Annotated in this window: 19 protein-coding genes; 17 read left to right on the top strand and 2 right to left on the bottom strand. The window is 58.1% G+C overall.

What is annotated here, in order from left to right:
- Positions 1-32: 32 nt before the first annotated feature.
- From D9K61_RS19710 to D9K61_RS19695, 4 genes are read left to right on the top strand one after another with little or no spacing between them, the layout of a single operon-like run.
- Entirely contained in the window at positions 33-1,586 is a 1,554-nt protein-coding gene (locus D9K61_RS19710; RefSeq protein WP_120634916.1) for a UxaA family hydrolase, read from the top strand.
- A gap of 41 nt (positions 1,587-1,627) precedes the next feature.
- A complete protein-coding gene (locus tag D9K61_RS19705) occupies positions 1,628-3,154 on the top strand; it encodes a sugar ABC transporter ATP-binding protein (protein WP_120634915.1) in 1,527 nt (508 codons plus the stop codon).
- The gene (locus tag D9K61_RS19700) at positions 3,151-4,158 is read left to right on the top strand and encodes an ABC transporter permease (RefSeq protein WP_120634914.1); all 1,008 of its coding nucleotides are present in this window, start codon (positions 3,151-3,153) and stop codon (positions 4,156-4,158) included. The genes D9K61_RS19705 and D9K61_RS19700 overlap by 4 nt, the downstream gene beginning before the upstream one ends.
- 46 nt (positions 4,159-4,204) lie before the next feature.
- Positions 4,205-5,152, top strand: a complete 948-nt coding sequence (locus D9K61_RS19695) for an ABC transporter substrate-binding protein (RefSeq protein WP_120634913.1) — start codon at positions 4,205-4,207, stop codon at positions 5,150-5,152.
- A 140-nt stretch (positions 5,153-5,292) separates the two neighbouring features.
- On the opposite strand, the gene D9K61_RS19690 is transcribed toward D9K61_RS19695, so the two are convergent.
- Entirely contained in the window at positions 5,293-5,922 is a 630-nt protein-coding gene (locus D9K61_RS19690; RefSeq protein ID WP_254055827.1) for a response regulator transcription factor, read from the bottom strand.
- Positions 5,923-6,142: 220 nt separating this feature from the next.
- Between D9K61_RS19690 and D9K61_RS19685 the strand changes: the two genes are divergently transcribed.
- From D9K61_RS19685 to D9K61_RS19635, 11 genes are all read left to right on the top strand, one after another.
- A complete protein-coding gene (locus D9K61_RS19685) occupies positions 6,143-7,384 on the top strand; it encodes an aminotransferase class V-fold PLP-dependent enzyme (RefSeq protein WP_120634912.1) in 1,242 nt (413 codons plus the stop codon).
- A 28-nt stretch (positions 7,385-7,412) separates the two neighbouring features.
- Positions 7,413-8,609, top strand: a complete 1,197-nt coding sequence (locus tag D9K61_RS19680; RefSeq protein ID WP_120635043.1) for a malate--CoA ligase subunit beta — start codon at positions 7,413-7,415, stop codon at positions 8,607-8,609.
- Positions 8,609-9,499: a succinate--CoA ligase subunit alpha gene (gene sucD, locus D9K61_RS19675; protein ID WP_120634911.1), complete on the top strand. Its 891-nt coding sequence runs from the start codon at positions 8,609-8,611 to the stop codon at positions 9,497-9,499. Before D9K61_RS19680 ends, sucD begins: the two co-directional genes overlap by 1 nt.
- On the top strand, positions 9,499-10,470 hold the full coding sequence (locus D9K61_RS19670) for a D-glycerate dehydrogenase (protein WP_120634910.1): 972 nt from the start codon (positions 9,499-9,501) through the stop codon (positions 10,468-10,470). Before sucD ends, D9K61_RS19670 begins: the two co-directional genes overlap by 1 nt.
- Entirely contained in the window at positions 10,470-13,100 is a 2,631-nt protein-coding gene (locus D9K61_RS19665; RefSeq protein WP_120634909.1) for a phosphoenolpyruvate carboxylase, read from the top strand. Before D9K61_RS19670 ends, D9K61_RS19665 begins: the two co-directional genes overlap by 1 nt.
- A gap of 21 nt (positions 13,101-13,121) precedes the next feature.
- Positions 13,122-14,417 (top strand): serine hydroxymethyltransferase, encoded by a 1,296-nt coding sequence (glyA, locus tag D9K61_RS19660; protein ID WP_120634908.1) that lies wholly within the window; start codon positions 13,122-13,124, stop codon positions 14,415-14,417.
- An 18-nt stretch (positions 14,418-14,435) separates the two neighbouring features.
- Positions 14,436-15,413, top strand: a complete 978-nt coding sequence (locus D9K61_RS19655) for a CoA ester lyase (RefSeq protein ID WP_120634907.1) — start codon at positions 14,436-14,438, stop codon at positions 15,411-15,413.
- A gap of 291 nt (positions 15,414-15,704) precedes the next feature.
- On the top strand, positions 15,705-16,955 hold the full coding sequence (locus D9K61_RS19650; protein WP_120635042.1) for a sarcosine oxidase subunit beta family protein: 1,251 nt from the start codon (positions 15,705-15,707) through the stop codon (positions 16,953-16,955).
- A 13-nt stretch (positions 16,956-16,968) separates the two neighbouring features.
- Complete coding sequence (locus D9K61_RS19645; RefSeq protein WP_120634906.1) at positions 16,969-17,256, top strand: sarcosine oxidase subunit delta; 288 nt, start codon at positions 16,969-16,971, stop codon at positions 17,254-17,256.
- Entirely contained in the window at positions 17,253-20,198 is a 2,946-nt protein-coding gene (locus D9K61_RS19640; protein WP_120634905.1) for a sarcosine oxidase subunit alpha family protein, read from the top strand. Before D9K61_RS19645 ends, D9K61_RS19640 begins: the two co-directional genes overlap by 4 nt.
- On the top strand, positions 20,191-20,751 hold the full coding sequence (locus tag D9K61_RS19635) for a sarcosine oxidase subunit gamma (protein ID WP_120634904.1): 561 nt from the start codon (positions 20,191-20,193) through the stop codon (positions 20,749-20,751). The genes D9K61_RS19640 and D9K61_RS19635 overlap by 8 nt, the downstream gene beginning before the upstream one ends.
- 7 nt (positions 20,752-20,758) lie before the next feature.
- On the opposite strand, the gene D9K61_RS19630 is transcribed toward D9K61_RS19635, so the two are convergent.
- Positions 20,759-21,763, bottom strand: a complete 1,005-nt coding sequence (locus D9K61_RS19630; RefSeq protein ID WP_120634903.1) for a GlxA family transcriptional regulator — start codon at positions 21,761-21,763, stop codon at positions 20,759-20,761.
- A gap of 352 nt (positions 21,764-22,115) precedes the next feature.
- Between D9K61_RS19630 and D9K61_RS19625 the strand changes: the two genes are divergently transcribed.
- Complete coding sequence (locus tag D9K61_RS19625) at positions 22,116-23,489, top strand: aspartate aminotransferase family protein (RefSeq protein ID WP_120634902.1); 1,374 nt, start codon at positions 22,116-22,118, stop codon at positions 23,487-23,489.
- 21 nt (positions 23,490-23,510) lie between these two features.
- A complete protein-coding gene (locus D9K61_RS19620) occupies positions 23,511-24,695 on the top strand; it encodes a M24 family metallopeptidase (protein ID WP_120635041.1) in 1,185 nt (394 codons plus the stop codon).
- Positions 24,696-24,812 lie beyond the last annotated feature (117 nt).

Genomic DNA, 24,812 nt, shown 5'->3' with positions numbered 1-24,812 from the left:
CTTAGCAGTTTCGCCAAGCAAGCGGAAAAACAATGCAAGCACACGACGATTTCAAGGGCTTAATGCCAGCAACGCGCGATGTGGTCAGACTGAACCCGGCTGACAACGTCGTTATTGCGTTGCGGGACTTGTCCAACGGGGATCAGCCCGCCGGTGTCCCGACCCCCCTGCCCGGCTCAGTCTCTCGCGGCCACAAGATTGCCATCGCACCAATTCCAGCGGGCGAAAACGTGATTCGATATGGGCAGATCATCGGTCAGGCCAAGATGAACATCGCGCCGGGCGAGCATATCCATGTGCACAATCTTGGCATGGGAGATCACCAACAAGACTACGCTCATGCCAGCGCCAATACGCCGTTGGTCGAGATTGATGAGAGTCGGACATTTCAAGGCTACCACCGTGCGGACGGTAACGTTGGGACGCGCAACTACATTGGCATTCTGACCACTGTGAACTGCTCGGGCTCTGTGGCCCGCTTTGTTGCCGAGGCCGCGACAAAATCCGGCCTTCTGGATGAGTTTCCCAATGTGGATGGGATCGTGCCCATCGTCCATGGCACCGGCTGCGGCATGTCTGGCAAGGACGAGGGTTATGCGACCCTATTCCGCACATTGGCCGGATACGCACAGCATCCCAACTTTGCAGGCATCCTGCTGATCGGGCTGGGATGCGAGGTGATGCAGGTGGCCGATCTGGTCGGCGGACGCCCGATCCGATCCGATGGCGCGCTGCGTTACATGACCATCCAGAATGAGGGCGGCACACGTCGCACGATCGAGCGTGGTCTGGATGAGCTGCGCGGCATTGCCGAACTGGCCAATCAGGCCACGCGGCAACCAACGCCCATCAGCCAGATCACCATTGGGATGCAGTGCGGTGGGTCGGACGGGTATTCCGGGATCACGGCGAACCCCGCGCTGGGATACGCCTCGGACCTGTTGGTCCGCCATGGCGGCACGACCATCCTGTCGGAAACATCCGAGATTTATGGCGCTGAACACCTTCTGACCCGGCGGGCCGAAACCGTAGACGTTGGCAAAAAGCTGATCGATCACATTCGTTGGTGGGAAGATTACACGGAACGCAACGGCGGTGAGATGGACAACAATCCAAGCCCCGGCAACAAGCGCGGCGGATTGACGACCATTCTGGAAAAATCGCTGGGCGCCGTCGCCAAGGGGGGCACAGCACCACTGCGTGACGTCTACAAATTCGGTGAACGCATCGACAAAAACGGATTTGTTTTCATGGACAGCCCCGGGTTTGATCCGTGTTCGGTCACCGGCCAAGTGGCATCAGGCGCAAACCTGATCGTGTTCACCACCGGGCGCGGTTCGGTTTCTGGCTATCAACCAACACCTTGCATCAAACTGTCGACGAATTCGGAAATGTACGCGCGCATGGCCGACGATATGGATCTGAACTGCGGAGACATCGTTACGGATGGCGTCAGCATCGAAGCCAAGGGCGAGGAACTGTTCGAAATTCTGATCCGCGTCGCTTCTGGCGAAAAAACCAAAAGCGAAGAGTTGGGCTTTGGGGGCGTCGAATTCGTCCCCTGGCAAATCGGCGCGGTCATGTAGTCCACAAACGCCCAGGGGTTCAGGGGCAAATGGGAGGGAATATGTCTAAACTGGTCGAAATGACGGGGATCGAAAAATACTTCCCCGGCGTGCATGCGCTTAAGGCCGTGCAGTTCGATCTTGTTCCTGGCGAAGTTCACGCGCTGATGGGCGAGAATGGCGCGGGCAAAAGCACGTTGATGAAGATTCTCTCGGGTATCTATCAACGTGACGGCGGCACCCTGAAAATCGAAGGGCACGAGGTCAGCCCCACAACCCCGCGCGAGGCGCAGAATCTGGGCATCGGGATCATTCACCAGGAACTAAGCCTGATGAACGATCTGACCGTGGCGCAAAACATTTTTATTGGCCGCGAACCGCGAAAACGATTTGGTCGGCTGGACGAGGCGGCGCTGAATGCGCAAACCGCCGAAATCTTTGCCTCGATGAACCTGAACCTTAACCCCAGGACGCTTGCAGGCAGCCTGACGATCGCGAAACAGCAGATGGTCGAAATCGCCAAGGCCCTATCTCATCGATCCAAAGTTCTGATCATGGATGAGCCGACTGCTGCCCTGAATGACGCTGAAATTGCCGAGCTGTTTGTGATCATTCGCCGCCTCAAAGCCGAAGGCGTAGGCATCGTCTATATCAGCCACAAGATGGACGAGCTTAAGCAAATCGCAGACCGAGTGACCGTGATGCGCGATGGCGAATATGTCGGCACCGTGAACGCGGCGGATACCCCGATCAGCAAGATCATCGCCATGATGGTGGGCCGTGAGGTCAAAGAAGAACCTCTGCAAGTGCCTGATCTGGGAACTGCCGAGGTGTCTTTACAAGTATCGGGATTGGCTCGAAAAAAAGAAATACACGATGTTAGCTTCTCGGTTCAAAAGGGCGAAATCCTTGGTTTTGCCGGACTAATGGGAGCTGGGCGGACTGAAGTCGCACGGGCGATTTTCGGGGCTGACCCCAAGGATGGCGGCGAGATCCGGGTGCATGGCAAAACGGTTTCGATCAGATCCCCGAAAGACGCCGTTAAGGCCGGGATCGGCTATCTGTCCGAAGATCGAAAACACTTCGGTCTCGCCACGGGAATGAATGTGCGGGACAATATCGCGCTGGCCTCGATGGATCTGTTTGCCAACAAAGGCGGAGTTCTGAGCGATGGCGAGATGGCCTCGATCGCGCAGAAATACATCCAGCAGCTTGGCATTCGTACGCCGTCGGACACGCAAGAGGTGCGACTGCTGTCCGGGGGCAATCAGCAAAAGGTGGTCATTGCCAAATGGCTGCTGCGCGACTGCGATATTCTGATCTTTGATGAACCCACACGCGGCATAGACGTGGGTGCAAAGTCCGAAATCTACAAGCTGCTCGAAGATCTGGCGGAACAGGGCAAGACGATCATCGTGATCTCGTCTGAATTGCCCGAGATCATGCGTCTAAGCCACCGCATAGCGGTGATGTGCGAAGGCCGGCTGACCGGGATTCTGCCCGGCGGCAAAGACACCACGCAGGAAGACATCATGCATCTGGCCACGCAACGGGCGGCGGCGATGCAGGTTACAGGGACAGCCCAATGACGACAGCGACGGATATCGAAAAGAAAAGGCCACTTGCCGGTTTGGCCGACAGCGGCGCCTATCAAAAGCTGCTGGCCTTTGCCAGTCTGATCGCTTTGCTGATTGGGTTCTCGGTTGTCTCACCGAATTTCATGCAGACCTCGAACATGATCGCCATTCTGCAAGCAACCTCGGTCAATGGCGTGCTGGCCGTGGCGGCGACACTGGTGATCATCACTGGCGGGATCGACCTGTCGGTTGGTACGCTGATGACCTTTTGCGCCGTCATCGCTGGTGTTGCGCTGACCTATCTGGGGATGCCGCTGTTGTTGGGTGTGGCCGCCGCCATCGCGGCGGGTGCACTGTGCGGCCTGTGCTCGGGCACGTTTGTGGCCAAGATGAAAATTCCGCCCTTCATTGCGACGCTGGGCATGATGCTAATCCTCAAAGGGCTGTCACTTGTGATCTCGGGCACCCGACCGATCTATTTCAATGACACGCCGGGTTTTGACCAAATCTCGCGCGGGTCGCTGATCGGAGAGGTTTTTCCGGCCCTGCCTATCCCCAACGGCGTCCTGATCCTGTTTCTGGTGGCCATGGCCGCGTCCTATATCTTGGGGCGTACAGTTCTGGGGCGCTATACTTTTGCGCTGGGGTCAAACGAAGAGGCGGTGCGGCTGTCAGGTGTCAACACCGACATCTGGAAAATGCGCATCTACGCCCTTGCGGGTGGTATCTGCGGGATTGGCGGCATTCTGATCGCCTCGCGCCTGAATTCTGCCCAGCCCGCCCTTGGTCTGGGATACGAGCTTGAAGCCATCGCTGCGGTTGTCATCGGAGGGACATCCCTGTCCGGTGGCCGCGGCACTATTCTGGGCACATTGATTGGCGCCTTGATCATGGCGGTTCTGACCAACGGTCTGCGCGTCCTGTCCGTAGCACAGGAATGGCAAACGGTCGTGACGGGCGCAATCATCATCCTGGCTGTTTATGCCGACATGGCACGCCGCAAGAAAGCCGGCTGACCGAACCAACCAAAGTCAAACATGACGATTTCAGAGGAGGAAAAACATGTTTTCACGTCGTTTCATATTGGGGGCGCTTAGCGCTGCCACGCTTGCAGCCCGGGCTTCGATGGCCTCGGCTGCGGACGAAGTATATATCCCGCTGGTGTCCAAAGGGTTCCAGCACCAGTTCTGGCAGGCGGTGAAATCCGGCGCTCAGCAGGCCGCAGATGAATACGGTGTCAGGATCACTTTTGAAGGCCCCGACAACGAAACCATGGTGGACCGCCAGATCGACATGCTGGCCGCTGCGCTGGCCAACAACCCGAAAGCGATAGGCTTTGCAGCCCTGGACAGTCAGGCCGCGATCCCGCTGCTGAAGCAAGCCAACGACGCGGGCATTCCGATCATCGCCTTTGACAGCGGCGTCGACAGCGACATCCCGGTGTCGACAGCAACCACCGACAACCTGGCAGCCGCTGGATTGGCAGCGGATAAGATGGCCGAGAAAATCGGTGGCAAAGGCAAAGTGGCCGTGGTTGCGCACGACCAGACCAGTCGCACAGGCATCGACCGCCGGGATGGTTTCGTCAATCGCATTGCAGAGAAATACCCCGATATCGAGGTTGTGACGGTTCAGTACGGGCAAGGCGATCATCTGAAATCCACCGAGGTGACAAAAGCGATCCTGACGGCCAACCCCGACCTGAATGGCATCTTCGGCACCAACGAAGGCTCGGCCATCGGTGTTGTGAACGGCGTGCAGGAACTGGGCACCGAGGGTCTGGTGATCATTGGCTATGACAGTGGCAAGGCCCAGAAAGACGCGATCAAAAGCGGCCTGATGGCAGGCGCCATCACGCAGAACCCGGTTGGCATCGGGTACGAAACCGTCAAAGCGGCGATTGCGGCTGTCAACGGTGAAGACGTACCGGCGCTGATCGACACGGGTTTTTACTACTACGATGCGTCGAATATCGACGACCCCAAGATCGCAGCTGTTCTTTACGACTAAGATCAGGTGTCACGAACAAATGGCTCGCCTTCATTGGCGGGTCATTTCTTTTTGCGCAAACTTGGGAGCATCAGGGGCGGAATAGGTGATGCGGCCCAACAGACCGCAACATTCATTTGGAACTTAAGGGTCTATCTCAGCTACTCCGAAGCCGCCCCGGACGAATAAAAATATGCGATCGCCTGAGCCCGGTTCTTGACCGAGAGCTTTTCGTAGATGTTGGACAAGTGGAACTTCACCGTGTTGGTTGAAATCTGCAGGTCTTTCGACAGGTCCCTGTTCGATAAGCCCTTGGCCAAGGCCTCGAGAATTTCACGTTCTTTTCGTGACAGGTTGTGAATTGGGTCCTGTTGCATCTTGCGCACATCGATGAACGGAAAGACCATTTTTCCAGCGGCCACATCTGCACATGTTTCCAGCAGGCCTTCGACCTCACCTGAACGCGGTGCAAACCCGGCAGCCCCGGCCTGCATCGCCAATCTGGGGACGTCCCCAGCGGCGTCACCGTAAACGACAAATCGCGGCGCGTTTTCCTGTTCACGCAGAACTTCGATCAATTTGGCGGCCCCCAGTACCGGCAGGGTCCAGGCAATCACACAGACCTGAACCGGAACCCGCATCACCGCCCCCAAGAACCCTTCGGCCGTTGCCGATGTGGCAATCAGAGAGAATCGTGGATCACGTTCGAAGATTTCCGACATGGCCGACAGGACCAAAGGGTTGTTGTCGGCCAACATGACGTCGATCGGATGCTGCGAAGACTCGGCCATTGTTTTTACGCCCAAAATTTAGATAAACTACCCAAAAGGATAGGTAAATCTACGGTATACATCGGTATTCTCGCCTAAATGGATAGTTTTATACCTACCCATTTAGATACCCTAAAGCAGTAGTAAGTTACGTTGCACAAAGACGCAAGCATCGCTTTTCTGATCCTCAACGCGATGTTTGGGCGTGGACTGCCACCCAGACGACTGAGGAGGATCATCAATGACTGTCCAGATTTTTTCCCCGCTCGAAATCCCCGAGACCCTGGCAGCAGGGCCCGGACCGGGCAATACCGATGCGCGTGTGCTGCAGGCTTTTTCAAGCGCAGGGGTGGCTGATCACATGCAAGGGGACGTTTTGCGCGGCATGATCGAATGCAAGCACATGCTGCGGCAGATCTGGGGCACCTCCAACACATATACCTTTGCGGTTGCCGGCACTGGCTGGAGCGGGCTGGACACCATGTTCTCGGCGGTCATGCCCGGCGACAAGGTTGTTGCCTTCTCAAACGGTACGTTCTCAGGCATCGATGCGCTGACCCTCAGGATCAAGGCCGCGACACCGCAGGAGCACGCGGCCAACCCGCTGGACCCGCAAGCGGCAAGCGTGACTGTGATCGAGATTCCGCATGGTCAGACCGTCACAGGTGAAAAGGTCGAAGCCGCATTGGACGAGTACAAACCAAAATGGGCCTTCATGGCGCATTGGGAAACCGGGTCGGGCCGCATCAACGATCTGCGCGGCTTTTCGGATGCATGTGAGCGTCATGGAGCGATGGGTCTGATCGATGCAGTCTCCTCACTTGGCGTCGAAGACTTCCGGATCGATGACTATCCGGGAATTGTTGGTTGGGCATCCTGCCCTCAGAAAGGTTTGTGCTGTCTGCCACTGACGTATGCACCGGTCAGTTTTACCGACGCGTATATCGACAGCCTGAAGTCAACCGGCGCCTACACCTATGTCCACAACCCGATTTTCGAAGCGCGCCATTGGGGCATCGTCGACGGTCAGGACGTCGAAAAGGGTGCCTATCACCGCACCCACTCGGGCTATGCCGTCGCGGCCTTTCATGAATCACTGCGCTTGACGCTGCAAGACGGGTTGGCAAAGCGGTCAGCCTTGTACCGGACACATGAAAAGGTTCTGCGCGATGCGGTAACCGCGCTGGGATGCGAGGTGACGTCGGACATGCCAAGCCTGGTCGTGCTGAACCTGCCCGCCGAACTGGCCGGGCGCGAGATGGAGCTTGTCCAGAACTGCCGCGCCCGTGGCTTTGGCATCTGGCCGACGCTCAGCGCGCCGGTACAGGTTCGGATTGGCATCCTCAATCAACTGAATCGCCAAGCCATCAGCCAGATCGTGCGCCTGTTTGCCGAAGCCATACATGAGCTGGGGGGTCAGGTTGATTTCGACGACATCGATGCGCTGCTTCAAAGCCGCTACGGCACGTCGATCGCCGCGTAATCACACTGCATAAACGGGAGGAATGCAGATGGACATTCATGAGTATCAGGCAAAAGAAGTGCTTTCGAATTTCGGCGTCGCCGTCCCATCCGGTGCGCTGGCCTACAGCCCGGAACAGGCGGCGTACCGTGCGCGTGAGCTGGGTGGCGACAAGTGGATCGTGAAGGCTCAGGTCCATGCGGGCGGGCGCGGCAAAGCCGGTGGCGTCAAGCTGTGTAACAGCGAAAATGAGATACACGAAGCCTGTGACGAGATGTTCGGCCGCAAGCTGGTGACGCACCAGACCGGCCCAGAAGGCAAAGGCATCTACCGTGTCTATGTCGAATCCGCCGTGCCGATCGACCGAGAGATCTATCTTGGGTTTGTTCTGGATCGCTCCAGCCAGCGGGTGATGATCGTCGCGTCCTCGGAGGGCGGGATGGAGATCGAAGATATCTCGGCCGAGCGCCCCGATAGTATCGTGCGGTCCATCGTGGAACCCGCAGTGGGTTTGCAGGAATTCCAGGCACGCGAGATTGCGTTCAACCTAGGGCTCGAGCCTCGTCTGGTTCAGCAAATGGTTCGTACCCTACAGGGCTGCTATGCGGCTTTCAGCGAGCTGGACGCGACCATGGTGGAAATCAACCCGCTGGTCGTGACGGGAGACGACCGCGTACTAGCTCTGGACGCCAAGATGAGCTTTGACGACAACGCGTTGTTCAGGCACCCCCAGATTTCAGAGCTGCGCGACAAAAGCCAGGAAGACCCGCGCGAAAGCCGTGCGGCGGATCGTGGCCTGTCTTATGTCGGGCTGGATGGCAACATCGGCTGCATCGTGAACGGAGCCGGTCTGGCGATGGCCACGATGGACACAATCAAACTGGCCGGGGGTGAACCCGCCAACTTCCTGGATATCGGTGGCGGCGCCTCGCCCGAACGTGTGGCCAAGGCCTTCCGTCTGGTGTTGTCGGACGACAATGTTCAGGCGGTTCTGGTCAATATCTTTGCCGGTATCAACCGCTGCGACTGGGTTGCCGAAGGGGTTGTTCAGGCGTTGCGCGAGCTGCAATTAGATCTGCCCGTGGTCGTGCGCCTGGCAGGCACGAATGTGGAGGAAGGTCAGAAAATTCTGGCCCAGTCCGGCCTGCCGATCATCCGCGCCACCACTCTGATGGAAGCCGCCGAGCGCGCCGTTGGTGCGTGGAAAAGCGATCTGACCCAAAACACCAAGATGAGGGCCGTGTAATGAGCATTCTCCTCGACCGCGATACGCGCGTAATCGTTCAGGGCATCACCGGACGCATGGCGCGATTCCACACCAAGGATATGCTGGGCTACGGCACCAATGTTGTTGGCGGCGTTGTTCCCGGCAAAGGTGGTGAAACCGTCGAAGGCGTGCCCGTGTTCGACACCGTCAAACAGGCCGTTGAAGCCACCGGCGCAGAGGCGAGCCTTGTGTTTGTTCCGCCCCCGTTTGCTGCGGATTCCATTATGGAAGCCGCAGATGCGGGCATCCGCTATTGCGTCTGCATCACCGACGGCATCCCGGCGCAGGACATGATCCGGGTCAAGCGCTACATGTATCGCTATCCCAAGGACAAGCGGATGGTTCTGACCGGCCCGAACTGTGCCGGAACGATCAGCCCAGGCAAGGCCCTGCTGGGTATCATGCCGGGTCACATCTACCTGCCGGGTAATGTCGGCATCATCGGCCGATCCGGTACGCTGGGCTATGAGGCTGCGGCGCAGCTTAAAGAGCGCAGCATCGGTGTCTCGACCAGTGTCGGGATCGGCGGCGATCCGATCAACGGGTCCTCGTTCCGCGATATTCTCGAACGGTTTGAATGGGATGCCGAAACTGAAGTCATCGCCATGATCGGCGAGATCGGAGGTCCACAAGAGGCCGAGGCGGCAGAATACATTCGCGATCATGTCTCAAAACCGGTCGTCGCCTATGTCGCAGGTCTGACCGCACCGAAGGGCCGGACCATGGGCCATGCCGGGGCGATCATCTCGGCCTTTGGAGAAAGCGCCTCGGAAAAGGTCGAAATCCTCTCGGCTGCCGGTGTCACGGTGGCTGAAAACCCGGCTGTCATCGGCGAAACCATCGCCCGTGTCATGAGAAAGGCAGCATAATGGTCAAACCTTCGGTTCTTGTCACCCGTCGTTGGCCCGCCGCCGTCGAGGCGCAATTGGCCGAAAACTATGATGCGGTCTTGAACACCGGGGACAAACCCATGTCCCAGGCCGAGATCCGCGAAGCGCTGAAACGCTATGATGCGGTTCTGCCGACCGTCACTGATACGCTGAATGCGGAAGCTTTGGATGTGCCCGCTGCGCAGACCAAGATCCTGGCCAATTATGGCGTCGGTTACAGCCATATCTGCGAACCGTCAGCGCGGGACCTGGGCATGACCGTCACCAACACGCCCGACGTATTGTCGGAATGCACAGCCGATCTGGCGATGACCCTGCTATTGATGGTGGCGCGCCGCGCCGGCGAAGGCGAGCGCGAACTGCGCGCAGGGGGATGGTCCGGCTGGCGACCAACGCACCTTGTTGGCACCAAAGTGTCGGGCAAGACGCTTGGCATCATCGGGTTTGGCCGCATCGGTCAGGAAATGGCACGGCGTGCCCATCACGGGTTTGGCATGAAGATCCTTGTGCAGAACCGCAGCCGTGTATCGCCAGAGGTCTTGCGGCACTGTAACGCTACGCAGGTCGACACCGTGGATGAGCTGTTGCCGCAATGCGATTCCGTCTCGTTGCACTGCCCGGGTGGGGCAACAAACCGGCACCTGATCAATTCGCGCCGGTTGGACCTGATGAAACCGGACGCCTACCTGATCAACACCGCTCGCGGCGAGGTGGTGGACGAGTTTGCTTTGATCCAGGCGCTGATGTTCGATGTGATCGGCGGTGCCGCACTGGATGTCTTTGATGGCGAGCCACGGATCAGCCCGGACCTGTTGCAATGCGACAACCTGGTGATGCTACCGCATCTCGGCTCCGCAACCCGCGAAGCCCGAGAAGCGATGGGCTTCCGTGTTCTCGATAATCTGGATGATTTCTTCCAGGGCCGCCCGCCACGTGATCGGGTGATCTGATGCAAGCTCTGGCGCAGGAGACACGACCTTCACATGACCCTTCGACATATGCCGAAGGGCTACGGATCGAATTGCGGGTATTGTGGCGGAACATCCTGCTGAAACGAGCCCCCCATGTGGTCACCTGGGCCGAGGCCACAACGCTGGCACCCATCCCTACCGGCCCGGCGGCAACACCGTATTTGCAGGCCTTGTCGATCTGGTTTCAGCTTCTGCGGATCATTGACGAAAACGCAGATGTGCGAAACCGCCGTCTGACGGAAACCAGCAGCGGTCCCGAGGCGGTAGAAGGCGGGTTTGCCCAGGCATTGTCGGATGTTTCCCCGACTGTCGAGGAAACCGAAAAGCTGGCAAGCCAGCTTTTGGCTGGCCCCACACTGACGGCGCACCCGACCGAGGCAAAGCGTGTCACCGTTCTGGAAATTCACCGCCGCATCTATCGCACCCTCGTCAACCTTGAAACGCAGCGCTGGACGCCGACGGAACGGGCCGAACTGCTGAACGGTCTGGAAAGTGAGATCGACCTGTTATGGCTGACTGGCGAATTGCGCCTGTCCCGCCCCAGCCTGCGGGATGAGATTGAGTGGGGCCTGCAATTCTTCCGCGACGCAATTTTTGATGCGGTGCCACAGGTCATGGACCGGTTCGATCAGGCCTGTCGTCACGTTCTGGGCCACACCGTGAATGCAACGCCCAGAATTCGTTTTCACAGCTGGATTGGTGGAGACAGGGATGGCAACCCCAATGTCACCACTGAAATGACCGCATTGGCCCTGCAACGCGGGCGCGAGACTGCAGTGGATCTTTATTGTCAGGCCCTTGAACAGGCGGCGAGCAGGCTCAGCATCAGCGCCCTGATCCTGCCTTTACCTCAGCCCCACGCTGCGCGGTTGCAGACAATCATAGACAGTTTTCCAAACACAGATCGCAATCCGAACGAACCGTTCAGACAGGCCCTCGGTGCCATTCACAAGAAACTGGCCGACGGGGCCTACGATCACATTTCGCACTTCGTCAGCGATCTCAATGCGCTTGATGCCGCGCTCTGTTCCGTCAACGCGGGTATTCTGGCGCGCAGACATATCAGACCACTCTGCCGGGCGGCATCGGTTTTCGGGTTCCGTACCGCGACGCTGGACATTCGTCAGAACTCAACGGTCACCACTGATGTTTTGGCTGAGATCTGGGCCTTGTCCAGGCCGGCGCCTGAGTATGGGACGGTCGACTGGTCCATCCGCCTGCGCGCCGAACTGGCGGACCAAAATCTACAGTACCACAAACGCGGCGGATTGAGCGATCAGGCACAGGAATTACTTGCCCTGCTGGCCCTCGTGCATTCAGTTCGGACAGGACCGGATCCCAACGCGGTCGGGCCCTTCATCCTGTCGATGACCCGCTCTGCCGACGATATTTTGGGGATCTACCTGCTGGCCCGCTATGCGGGGTTTGGGTCGGAAACGCTTGATATTACTGTGGTTCCTCTTTTTGAAACAATCGCCGACCTGCGCAACGCCCCGTCGATCCTGCTGGACGTTCTGAATGTACCCCTTGCCCGCCGCAGCCTCAAAACCGGTGGCAACGTAATCGAGGTGATGCTGGGCTATTCCGACAGCGGCAAAGATGGCGGTTATTTTTGCTCAACATGGGAGCTGGAGCGCGCGCAGCGCCGGATTGTCGCCGCGCTCGCGTCGCAGGGCTTTCGGGCCGCGTTTTTTCACGGACGTGGTGGTTCGGTCAGCCGGGGCGGCGCACCAACCGGACGCGCCATTGCCGCACAACCCAGCGGAACCATTGCGGGACGTTTGCGGGTCACCGAACAAGGCGAAGTTGTTTCGACCAAATATGCCAACCGCGGAACAGCCGCAGCACATCTGGAATTGTTGCTATCCAGCACGCTGCGCCACACAGCCGACCAGAACGAGCCCCCGCTTCGGCCGGAATTCGATGACGCGCTGGACGCGTTGTCCGAACTGTCGCAGACGGCTTATGCCTCACTGCTGCAGATGCCAGGGTTTCTGGATTACTTCCAGCAGGCCAGCCCGGTCGAGGAGTTGGCCCGCCTGAAAATCGGATCGCGACCGACCCGCCGGTTCGGGGCGGCCAGTCTGGATGACCTGCGCGCTATTCCCTGGGTTTTTGCCTGGTCGCAGAACCGGCACCTGATCACCGGCTGGTATGGGTTCGGGGCTGCTATGGCCAGCTTTCGCAAATTCCGCGGCACGCGCGGAGACGAGGTGTTGCAAGATCTGTTTCAGCACTCGCGCCTGTTCCGCCTTGCCGTCGATGAAATGGAAAAGTCGCTGTATCAAACCGACCTTGACCTTGCTGAACAGTATTCGGGTCTGGTGCAGAATGCTGATATTCGCGCCCGGATTTTCGGGGCCATTGCAACAGAATACGCCAATGCCTGTACCGCCGTGCAGTTTCTGACTGGCGGTCAGACCATAGGTCATCGCTTTCCACGTCTGTGCGAACGGTTCGATCGCAAGCGAGCTGAGCTGGCCGGTATTCATACACTGCAAGTCGATTTGCTGCGCCAAGCCCGTGATGACCCTCAGGCTGGAACGGTTCCGGTTCCATTGCTGCAATCCATGAACGCCATTTCAGCCGGTCTCGGCTGGACCGGTTGACCTATATCAAGGAGATTCGACGTGAACGCCACCCTTCGTGATACCGGTTTTTTCACCCAGTCCCTGTCTGACCGTGACCCCGAGCTTTACGGCTCGATCACGTCCGAGCTGGGTCGCCAGCGTGATGAGATCGAACTGATCGCATCCGAGAACATCGTCAGCGCCGCCGTGATGGAGGCGCAGGGCTCGGTGATGACCAACAAATACGCCGAAGGCTATCCCGGACGGCGCTATTATGGCGGTTGCCAGTTCGTTGACGTCGCCGAAAACCTGGCCATCGACCGCGCCAGGCAGCTGTTTGGCTGTGGCTTCGCCAACGTCCAGCCGAACTCGGGCTCTCAGGCCAATCAGGGTGTGTTCCAGGCGCTGATCAAACCCGGTGACACCATTCTGGGCATGAGCCTGGATGCCGGTGGCCATCTGACCCATGGCGCCCGCCCGAACCAGTCGGGCAAGTGGTTTAACGCCGTGCAATACGGCGTGCGCAAAGAAGACAACATGCTGGACTATGATCAGGTCGAGGCACTGGCGAAAGAGCACCAGCCCAAACTGATCATCGCCGGAGGCTCGGCCATCCCGCGCCAGATCGACTTTGCCCGCATGCGCCAGATCGCCGACATGGTTGGCGCATACCTCCATGTCGACATGGCGCATTTCGCCGGTCTGGTGGCAGCAGGTGAGCACCCCAGCCCCTTCCCCCATGCGCATGTGGCGACAACCACCACGCACAAGACCCTGCGCGGTCCGCGTGGGGGTATGATCCTCACCAATGATGAAGATATCGCTAAGAAAGTGAATTCGGCGATCTTCCCCGGCATTCAGGGCGGCCCGCTGATGCATGTGATCGCCGCCAAGGCCGTTGCCTTTGGCGAGGCACTGCGGCCCGAGTTCAAGGATTACATCAAACAGGTCGTGACCAACGCGCAGGCGCTGTCGGATCAGTTGATCAAGGGTGGTCTGGACACGGTAACCCATGGCACCGACACCCATGTGGTCCTGGTCGACCTGCGGCCCAAAGGCGTGACCGGCAACATCGTCGACAAGGCTTTGGGCCGAGCGCATATCACCTGCAACAAGAACGGCGTGCCGTTTGACCCCGAAAAACCAACCGTGACCAGCGGCATCCGTCTGGGCTCCCCCGCTGGCACCACGCGTGGCTTTGGCGAGGCTGAGTTCCGCCAGATCGCCGACTGGATCATCGAAGTCGTCGACGGCCTGGCCGCCAATGGCGAGGACGGCAACGCCGAAGTCGAAGCCAAGGTCAAAGCCGAAGTCGCAGACCTCTGCGCCAAATTCCCGCTCTATCCTAACTTGTAAGACGAAGGACCCAAACCCATGAGCTTTCATTCCATTGAACAGGCCCCTGCCCGCCTGAACCGCAGCGAACTGGCCGTCCCGGGCAGCCAGCCCGGCATGTTCGAAAAGGCCGCGCAGTCAGATGTGGACGTGATCTTCCTTGATCTGGAAGATGCGGTTGCACCTGACGAAAAAGAACAGGCGCGCAAGAACATCATTCAGGCCCTGAATGATATCGACTGGGGCGACAAAACCATGTCGGTGCGCATTAACGGGTTGGATACGCACTACATGTATCGCGACGTTGTCGATGTGGTCGAGCAGGCGGGCGACCGGCTGGATCTGATCATGATTCCAAAAGTCGGCACTGCGGCAGATGTTTATGCGGTCGATATGATGGTCACGCAGATCGAAGATGCCAAAGGGTACAAAAAGCGGATCGGGTTCGAACACATCATCGAAACCGCGCTTGGCATGCAGAATGTCAGCGAGATTGCCGCGGCCTCGAAGCGCAATGAAAGCCTTCATTTTGGTGTTGCGGATTATGCTGCCTCGACCCGTGCGCGCACGACCATTATCGGCGGCGTGAACCCGGACTATTCGGTGTTGACCGACCCGGATGCCAGCGCCAATCGCGCCACTCATTGGGGCGACATGTGGCATTATGCGCTGGCCCGTATGGTGGTTGCGGCGCGGGCCAATGGGTTGCGCCCAATTGACGGCCCGTTCGGAGATTTTCAGGACCCTGAAGGCTATAAGGCCGCCGCCAAACGGGCTGCTGTTCTGGGCTGTGAGGGCAAATGGGCAATTCACCCCAGCCAGATCACGCTGGCAAACGAGGTCATGTCGCCTGGCGATGCAGAGGTGACCAAAGCTCAGCGTATCCTTGAGGCGATGGCCGAGGCCGAAGCGGACGGCAAGGGCGCAGTGTCGCTTGATGGTCGGTTGATCGATTATGCCTCAATCCGTCAGGCCGAAGTGATGGTGGAAAAAGCCCGGCAAATCGCCGCCGCCTGATCACATTTTCCCCCACATGCGTCAACTTCTCGTTGTTGCGGAACCCAAGACGCTGTTTGTGGGGCAAACACAAAGAAAGGGCGCAGCATCCTGATTGCAAACGGGAAGGCTGCGCCCAAAATATTCGCACAAATGCCGCAACCTACCGGTCGTGACGTTTCGAGAGGTGTCTCGAAAACTCGTGCAGCCGTCCGACCCGCCCAAATGCGTCCGATTTTAAGCCCTCAATGTCGGATTTGAGAGTATGCATACGGCAGTTTTTTGTTGATTCTGGCAAAAAAGGTCCGATTCATGCGATATTCCGGCTTTCAGGTCATCAAACAGGCGTTAACCGGGCACAAGGGGTGGACCCCGGCCTGGCGTGATCCTGAACCCAAGGCACATTATGACATTGTGATCATAGGCGGCGGCGGTCATGGCCTGGCAACAGCGCATTACCTAGCCAAAGTGTATGGCCATCGCAAAGTTGCAGTGATTGAAAAAGGCTGGATCGGCGGCGGCAATGTGGGGCGGAACACGACTATCGTCCGCTCAAACTATCTGTTGGACGGAAACGAGCCGTTTTACGAATTCTCTCTGAAACTGTGGGAAGGCCTGGAGCAGGATCTGAACTATAATGCGATGGTCAGCCAACGCGGAATTCTCAACCTGTTTCATTCGGACGGGCAGCGCGATGCCTATACACGGCGCGGCAACGCAATGATCCTGAATGGCGCCGATGCCGAATTGCTGGATGCCGACCAAGTTCGCAAAGAGCACCCTTATCTGAACTTCGACAACGCGCGGTTCCCGATCAAGGGCGGCCTGGCCCAGCGGCGCGGCGGCACTGTGCGCCACGACGCAGTGGCGTGGGGCTATGCGCGCTCGGCCGATGGCTACGGTGTCGACATCATCCAGAATTGCGAAGTCACGGGATTCCGCATCGAAGACGGCAAATGCCTGGGCGTGGAAACCTCGAAAGGGTTCATCGGCGCGGGCAAAATCGGCTGTGCGGTTGCCGGAAACTCGGGACGTGTGGTGGGCATGGCGGGCATGCGACTGCCCATCGAAAGCCATGTTCTGCAAGCTTTTGTTTCCGAGGGGCTTAAGCCGGTTCTTCCGGGCGTCATCACCTTTGGTGCCGGGCATTTCTATGTCAGTCAATCGGACAAGGGCGGTCTTGTATTTGGCGGCGATCTCGACGGGTACAATACCTATGCACAACGCGGAAACCTGCCCGTGGTCGAAGATGTGTGCGAAGGCGGTATGGCGCTGATGCCGATGATCGGACGCGCCCGCTTGCTGCGGATGTGGGGCGGTGTGATGGACATGTCGATGGACGGCTCGCCCATTATCGACCGGACCCCTGTCGAGGGGCTCTATTTCAATGGCGGCTGGTGTTATGGCGGGTTCAAGGCGACCCCGGCATCGGGCTATTGCTTTGCCCACCTGCTGGCGCAGGATGAGCCGCACCCAACCGCAACCGCCTATCGTCTCGACCGGTTCCGCACGGGCCGGATGATTGACGAAAAAGGCGTGGGCAACCAGCCCAACCTGCATTGAGGGGAGCAGAACCATGATCATTCCACATCCCCTTCTGGGACCACGCGACAGTTCGGAATTTGTCTATCTGGGGGACGCGTCGCTGATCGACCGGCCCGATTGGCAAGCTGAAGATGCGGCGGAGGCGTTTCATGAATACGCATATCTACGCGACAATCCAGCCGGGGAACACCGGGAGCTTTGGTATCATGAAGGGGGTGACAGATCCTGGCTGGTGGTGACACGCAACACCATGACCCATGAGATTTCAAAGGTGGAACTGGCCCGTGATGTGGCTCGGGCGCAGGGGCGATCCAAATGACTCAAGTAAACCGGCTGAGCGGTGGTTTGATCGACCGCAATTCGACCCTGAACTTCCGCTTTGACAATCGTAACTATACGGCACATCCCGGCGATACGCTGGCCTCGGCCCTGTTGGCGAACGATGTGCGATTGATCGGACGATCGTTCAAATACCATCGCCCGCGCGGAGTGCTGACCGCCGGATCGGAAGAGCCCAATGGTATCGTCGAATTGCGCGCGGGCAACCGGAAAGAGCCCAATACACGCGCCACAACGGCAGAGGTTTACGAAGGTTTGGACGCGCAGTCCCAAAACCGCTGGCCCAGCCTGAAGTTTGACGCCTTGGCGATCAACGACCGGTTCTCGAACTTTCTGACGGCCGGGTTCTATTACAAGACGTTCATGTGGCCAGCGGTCTTCTGGGAAAAGCTGTACGAACCCATCATTCGCAAAGCCGCTGGTTTGGGGTCTTTGTCGATGGAGGACGACCCCGACGAATATGACAAGGGCTTTCTCCACTGCGACCTGCTGATCATCGGCGCCGGACCAGCGGGCCTGATGGCCGCGCTCACGGCCGGGCGCACTGGGTCAGACGTCATTCTGGCGGATGAAGATTTTGCCCTTGGCGGACGGCTGAACAGCGAGAGTTTCTCGCTGGGTGATGACAGCGCAAGCGACTGGGCCGCAGCCACCGTCGCCGAACTGTCGGCGCTACCCAATGTTCGCCTTATGCCGCGCACGACTGTGATTGGCGCATTTGATCATGGCATCTACGGCGCGGTTGAACGGACCGGGGACCATGTGGCCACCCTGCCCGTTGGCAAACCGCGTCAGATCCTATGGCGGACCTATACCAAACGCGCTTTGCTGTGTGCTGGCGCGACCGAGCGCCCGATTGCTTTTGAAAACAACGATCGACCCGGCATCATGTTGGCCAGCGCGATGCGCACCTATGCCAATCGGTTTGCCACCACAGCCGCGCAGCGGGTTGCGATCTTTACCAACAATGATGACGGTCACCGCACAGCCTCGGATTTGCGCGCAAAGGGCGTGAAGATTGCCGCCGTGATAGACGTACGCGACGATGCACCAATCAACTACGAATTCGAAGTTCTGAAAGGGGCGCAGGTCGTTGATACCAAAGGCCGCCTTGGCCTGACTTTTGTTGAGGTCGCGCTGGCAGATGGGTCGCGACGGATACTGGAATGCGGGGCATTGGGTGTCTCGGGGGGTTGGAACCCGAATGTGCATCTGACTTGTCATCACCGCGGGCGTCCCGTTTGGAATGACGACCTGGCGGCATTTGCCCCCGGTGACGACCTGCCACCCGGCATGACAGTGGCCGGTGCCGCAAACGGAACCCTGTCCACCCATGGCGCCCTGCAGTCAGGGGCCGAAAGTGCGGCAATTGCATTGGATTTGAAAGGCGCCCTACCCGACTTGCCCAAGGCCGAAGATGCCCCGATCAATCAGACGCCGTTCTGGTATTTGAAGGGCTGCGCGCGGGCCTGGCTGGATCAACAGAACGACGTGACTGTCAAGGACGTGAAGCTCAGCCATCAGGAGGGCTTCCGCTCGGTCGAGCACCTGAAACGGTACACAACGCTGGGTATGGCGACCGATCAGGGCAAGACTTCGAACATGGCTGGGTTGGCCATCATGGCCGAACTGGCGGGCAAGTCGATCCCGGAAACTGGAACCACAATTTTCCGTCCGCCCTATACCCCTGTTCCGATCGGCACTTTCGCTGGGCGGATGAAGGGTCAGGACTTCCACCCGACCCGCCTGACGCCCTCGCACTATTGGGCGAAAGAGCGCGGCGCGGTGTTTGTGGAAGTGGGCAACTGGCTACGAGCACAATGGTTCCCGTTGCCCGGCGAAACCCATTGGCGTGAGTCCGTCGACCGCGAGGTGCGCCAGACCCGGGCTTCGGTCGGCGTCTGCGATTGCACCACCCTGGGCAAGATCGATGTTCAGGGGACAGATGCCGCAGCTTTCCTGAACAAAGTGTACTGCAACGGCTTCGCCAAACTCGCAATCGGCAAAACCCGCTATGGCCTGATGCTACGCGAAGACGGCATGGCCATGGATGACGGTACGGCGGCTCGGTTGGCCGAGGATCACTTTGTGGTCACAACCACAACAGCCAACGCCGTCAATGTCTATCGTCACATGGAATTCGTGCGCCAATGTCTGTTCCCGGACATGGATGTGCAGCTGATCTCGACCACCGAAGCCTGGGCACAATATGCGGTTGCCGGTCCGAATTCCCGCAAGTTGTTGCAAAAGATCGTGGACCCGGAGTTCGACATCTCAAACGATGCCTTCCCGTTCATGGGGTGCGGCAGTATCACCGTTTGCGGTGGATTAAGGGCGCGGTTGTTCCGGATTTCCTTCTCGGGCGAGCTGGCCTTTGAAATCGCCGTCCCGTCCCGCTATGGCGATGCGCTGATGCGGCGACTGATGCAGGACGGGGAAGAGTTCGATGTTGTCCCCTATGGCACCGAGGCGCTTGGGGTGATGCGGATCGAAAAAGGTCATGCGGCGGGTAACGAGCTGAACGGAACCACATCAGCGCTGAACCTTGGAATGGGCCGGATGGTGTCCAAGAAAAAGGACAGCATCGGTTCTACACTGTCCGAGCGCGAAGGGCTGAACGAACCGGACGCGTTGATGATGGTTGGGATCAAACCTGTGAATGCGGATGACAAAATCACAGCCGGCGCGCATTTGATGGATGCCAGTGGCCCTGTCGATGCCAAACATGATCAGGGCTATGTTACATCGGCTGCGTTCTCGCCCTCATTGGATTGCCACATTGGTCTGGCCTTTTTGAAGAACGGCGGTGCGCGTCAAGGGGAACGGATGCGCCTTGTCTCGCCACTGACTGATGTGAATGTTGAGGTCGAAATCGTCTCGGCCCATTTTGTAGACCCCGAGGGAGAACGTCTTCGTGCATGATCTTGCGGCAATAACCGCCCTGGGCGGATCAGAGCCTCGTGTCGACACTGTAGCAGACGTCACCTGCGCAGAAGTTCCGGGCGTCGCGCTCGCCTCGGTCGCAGCGCGATCAGGACAAGAAGCCAAAGCTCAGAAGGCGCTGGCCAAGCTGATCGGTGTTAAAACCCCGGACATCGGACGGTTTGCAGGCGATCCGGTTTCGGCCTTCTGGACCGGGCCTGACCAATGGATGGTCGAAGCCCCGTTCGACAGCCATGAAGGCCTGGCTCAACAGGTCAAGGATGCTATCGGAGATGCGGCATCGGTGACGGAGCAAACAGATGCCTGGACCCGGTTTGATCTGAACGGTGGGCGTGTTCTGGCAGTGCTGGAGTTGCTCTGCCCTCTTGACGTTCGCAAGATGGCTGAAGGTGACGCTGCCCGTGCAGCGATCCATCACCTCGGGTGTTTTGTCCTCTGCCGTTCGCCTGGTTCGTTCAGCGTGTATGGACCAAGATCTTCTGCCGGATCACTGCATCACGCCATTGTAACAGCCATGAAATCTACCCTTTAAAGGCAGATCAGCTTGAGGGCAGCGGGGCGTTGTCTTCAACACGGAACCGGTTGATCCGCCGCCGGTCCTCGCTGGGGCTTAGCCCGAACGCAGAACGGTAATGTGTCACCAATGGCGCGACCGAGCTATAGCCGATGGCAGCAGCAATGTCGGCAATCGGATCTTTGGTATAGACCACCATCTGACGCGCAGCCTTCATACGCATTGCGCGGAAATAGTGACTGGGGCTTTGTCCAGTGGCCTGTTTAAACGCCCGTTCGATCTGCCGAGGTGTGACGCCCGTAAGACTTGCGGCCTCGGCAATCGAAATCGGAGCGCTGATATGTGCTGCAAACAACTCGACGCAGTGTGCCACAAGCTGCGGCAGCTTTTCTCCGGTGTCCGGCTTGCTGGTGCTAGGCACCTGTTGCCGCACGCCTTCACCGCGCATCAAAGGGTGCTGAAACCAGCAGGCAACCTCATGGGCGACTTCGCTGCCCAGACGGTCTTCGATCAGGTGCAGCGCCAGATCAAAAGCAGCAGCGGCACCAGCGGCAGTATAGCGCGTGGCATCTGATACAATCACGTCCCGCCGGGCGTCCATTTCCGGAAACTCGGCCTCGAACGCGGCTTCGTAACACCAATGTACCGAAACTGGATGGCCGGTCATGATACCGGACCGCACCAGTGGAAACACACCTCCACTGATGCCGCCCAAAATGGTGCCGTGACGCGCCAGCGCGCGCAGCGCCCCGTTGCCTTGGCTCGGATCAGAAAACCCCGAGGTTGGACTGCTGAGGAGAAACAAAATGTCGATCGATTGGCAGGTGGTCAGATCGCACTCAGCCTCGAACCGGACATTGGCGCTGGACCTGACTTTCTGTGCATGCTCGGTAACCAACGACCAGTAAAACACTGCCTCCCCTACGATCTCGTTCGCGGCACGCAGCGGCTCGATCACCGAGGTCAGACAGGCCATCGGGAACCCGTCAAAGAGTAGAAATCCAATCTCTGTTCTTTTTTCTCTCAGCATGAATATTTTACTATCAGGAAAAGCCGGTGCGAAGGTAGTCCGAATGGTGCTTTGCTAACTTTGGTCACGTCAACTCTGAATACCATGATCGCCAAACTCCGAGACGCAACTGACGGCTGCACCCCCAACGACGGATCGACTAAATGGCGGAGCAATTGTGATTTCAATTGATTGACGCAGGCCAATCATGGTTCATTCACATTACGACCTTGGCAATAAAGGCATTGCGCGCTGCTGCTTGGGTGAGCGGAGCCTTTCTGCTCAAAACGATGGCAACCGACTGCCATTGGCGTGCAATCGGCTCCTTTCATTTTGACCTGACGGCGCGCCGTCGTAGCCAGTAGGAAGTGCTATGCTTCACAATGACCAACTTGAGCAATGGGACCGGGATAACTTCTTCCACCCTTCGACCCATCTTGCCGACTTCGCACGGGGCAATCTTCCGCAACGCTTGATCGCTGGCGGTTCCGGTTGCCACATTCAGGATCGCGACGGGAATCGTCTGTTGGACGCATTTGCAGGGCTTTACTGTGTCAACGTCGGTTACGGGCGTACAGAAATTGCCGAAGCGATTGCGGATCAGGCCAAGGAGCTGGCCTATTATCACTCCTATGTCGGGCACGGCACCGAGGCTTCGGTCACGCTGGCTAAGATGGTGTTGGATCGCGCACCAGATCATATGTCCAAGGTTTATTTTGGGCTATCCGGTTCTGATGCCAATGAAACCAACATCAAACTGATCTGGTACTACAACAACATCCTTGGGCGCCCGGAAAAGAAAAAGATCATCTCTCGATGGCGCGGATATCATGGATCCGGGTTGATGACCGGTTCACTGACCGGCTTGGAACTGTTTCATAAAAAATTCGATTTGCCGTTAGCCCAGGTTCTTCACACCGAAGCGCCCTATTACTTCCGGCGGGATGATACGGATCAGAGTGAAGGCGAATTTGTTGCCCATTGCGTTACCAAACTTGAAGAATTGATTGCGCAAGAAGGGGCGGACACTATTGCGGCCTTCATCGGAGAGCCTGCGCTTGGCACTGGCGGCATTGTGCCGCCACCCAACGGGTATTGGCCCGCGATTCAGGCGGTTTTGGACAAGCACGATATTCTTTTGATCGCGGATGAAGTTGTGACAGGGTTCGGTCGATTTGGTACGATGTTTGGCTCGGATCACTATGGGATGCGTCCAGATTTAATCACCATCGCCAAAGGGTTAACGTCTGCCTATGCCCCGCTATCGGGGTCCATCGTCTCGGACAAAATCTGGGCCGTGCTGGAACAGGGTACCGACGAAAATGGCCCAATAGGCCACGGTTGGACCTACTCCGCGCATCCCGTTGGCGCTGCGGCGGGCGTTGCCAATCTACAGCTGATCGACGCGCTTGGGCTGGTCGAGAACGCAGGCAATATCGGGGCTTATCTTAACACAGCGATGCGCGACGCGCTGGCAGACCATCCCAATGTCGGAGAGGTACGTGGCGAAGGCATGCTGTGTGCAGTGGAGTTTGTTAAGGGCAAAGACACGCGCCGCTTCTTTGATGCCGCCGACAAAATCGGACCTCAGATTTCTGGAAAGCTTTTGGACCAAGACAGTGTGATCGCGCGCGCAATGCCCCAGGGAGATATTCTGGGCTTTGCCCCTCCGTTTTGTCTGAGCCGGAACGAAGCCGATCAAGTGGTCGCAGCGACTGTGGGTGCAATTAAGGCCGTTTTGGACTGAGACATGGAAAGGAAAGACGTGATGCAACCAACAAAAGCGCCCTTCAGCATTCCAGAATACGAACGACGCCTGTCCAAAACCCGTGCTGCGATGGATGCAGCTGGTCTTGACGCGCTTTTCGTGACTGACCCGTCAAATCAGGCGTGGCTGACCGGTTATGATGGTTGGTCGTTTTATGTCCATCAAGGCGTGATTGTTCCCAAAGAAGGCGAGCCGATCTGGTGGGGCCGCCACATGGATATGTTGGGTGGGCGCCGTACCTGTTGGATGCACCATGACAATATTATTGGCTATGGCGATCACTACGTACAATCGACCGTTTGTCATCCGATGGAGCATTTGGCGGAACAGCTGCGGGCGCACGGGTTGGACCGAGGGCGCATTGGCGTTGAGATGGAAAACTACTATTACTCTGCCAAGGCGCACGAGGTTTTGCGCAACGAATTGCCAGACGCTGCGCTGTCTGATGCAACGGCTTTGGTAAACTGGCAGCGGTTGATCAAATCACGCGACGAGATCGCCTTTATCCGCAAGGCGGCGCGCATCTCAGAAAAAGTCATGCAGACCGCTATTGAACGCGCCGCACCCGGAGTGCGAAAAAACGACCTTGTCGCGGATATCTTGCACGCGGGCATAACCGGGGTTGGGGACGATTGGGGCGACTACCCCGCAATTCTGCCGCTAACCCCGTCTGGGCTGGACGCGACCGCTGCGCATTTAACTTGGGATGGATCCCCAATGCGTCCGAACGAAGCCACATTCTTTGAACTGTCCGGGTGCTATCGCCGCTACCACGCCCCGCTGTGCCGGACCGTGTTCCTCGGAACGCCCTCTGACGACGTGCTGCGGGCCGAAGAAGCACAATTGGAAGGGATCGCCGCAGGTTTGGAGGTTGCGCGCGCTGGTAATCGCACCTGCGACATCGCCAATACATTCATGCAGGTTCTGGCAAACCATGGGATCGAGCGGTCGGGGCGTATGGGATACCCCATTGGCCTGAGCTACCCGCCGGATTGGGGTGAGCGAACGGCTTCAATTCGCAGCGAAGATGAAACCGTTTTACAACCGGGCATGACGTTCCACTTCATGCCTGCGCTTTGGATGGACGACTGGGGTTTGGAAACAACGGAAACCATATTGATCACTGAAGACGGGCCAGCAGAACCTGTTTGCAACGTCGAGCGTAAGTTGTTTGTAAAGGCCTGACCGGGCCGTCCTTCGCAGCCCGCAACCGTGAAAGAACTTACTTGTTCGGCTGGTTACGTTTCCACCCAGAGTCCGCGAGTGCGGCGGCCGTTGTCAATTCCTTTGTTTGACATGACC

It is taken from the genome of Ruegeria sp. EL01 (genome assembly GCF_900313035.1).
Classification (GTDB): Bacteria; Pseudomonadota; Alphaproteobacteria; order Rhodobacterales; family Rhodobacteraceae; genus Ruegeria.
This window is presented reverse-complemented; position numbering and strand designations above follow the sequence as displayed.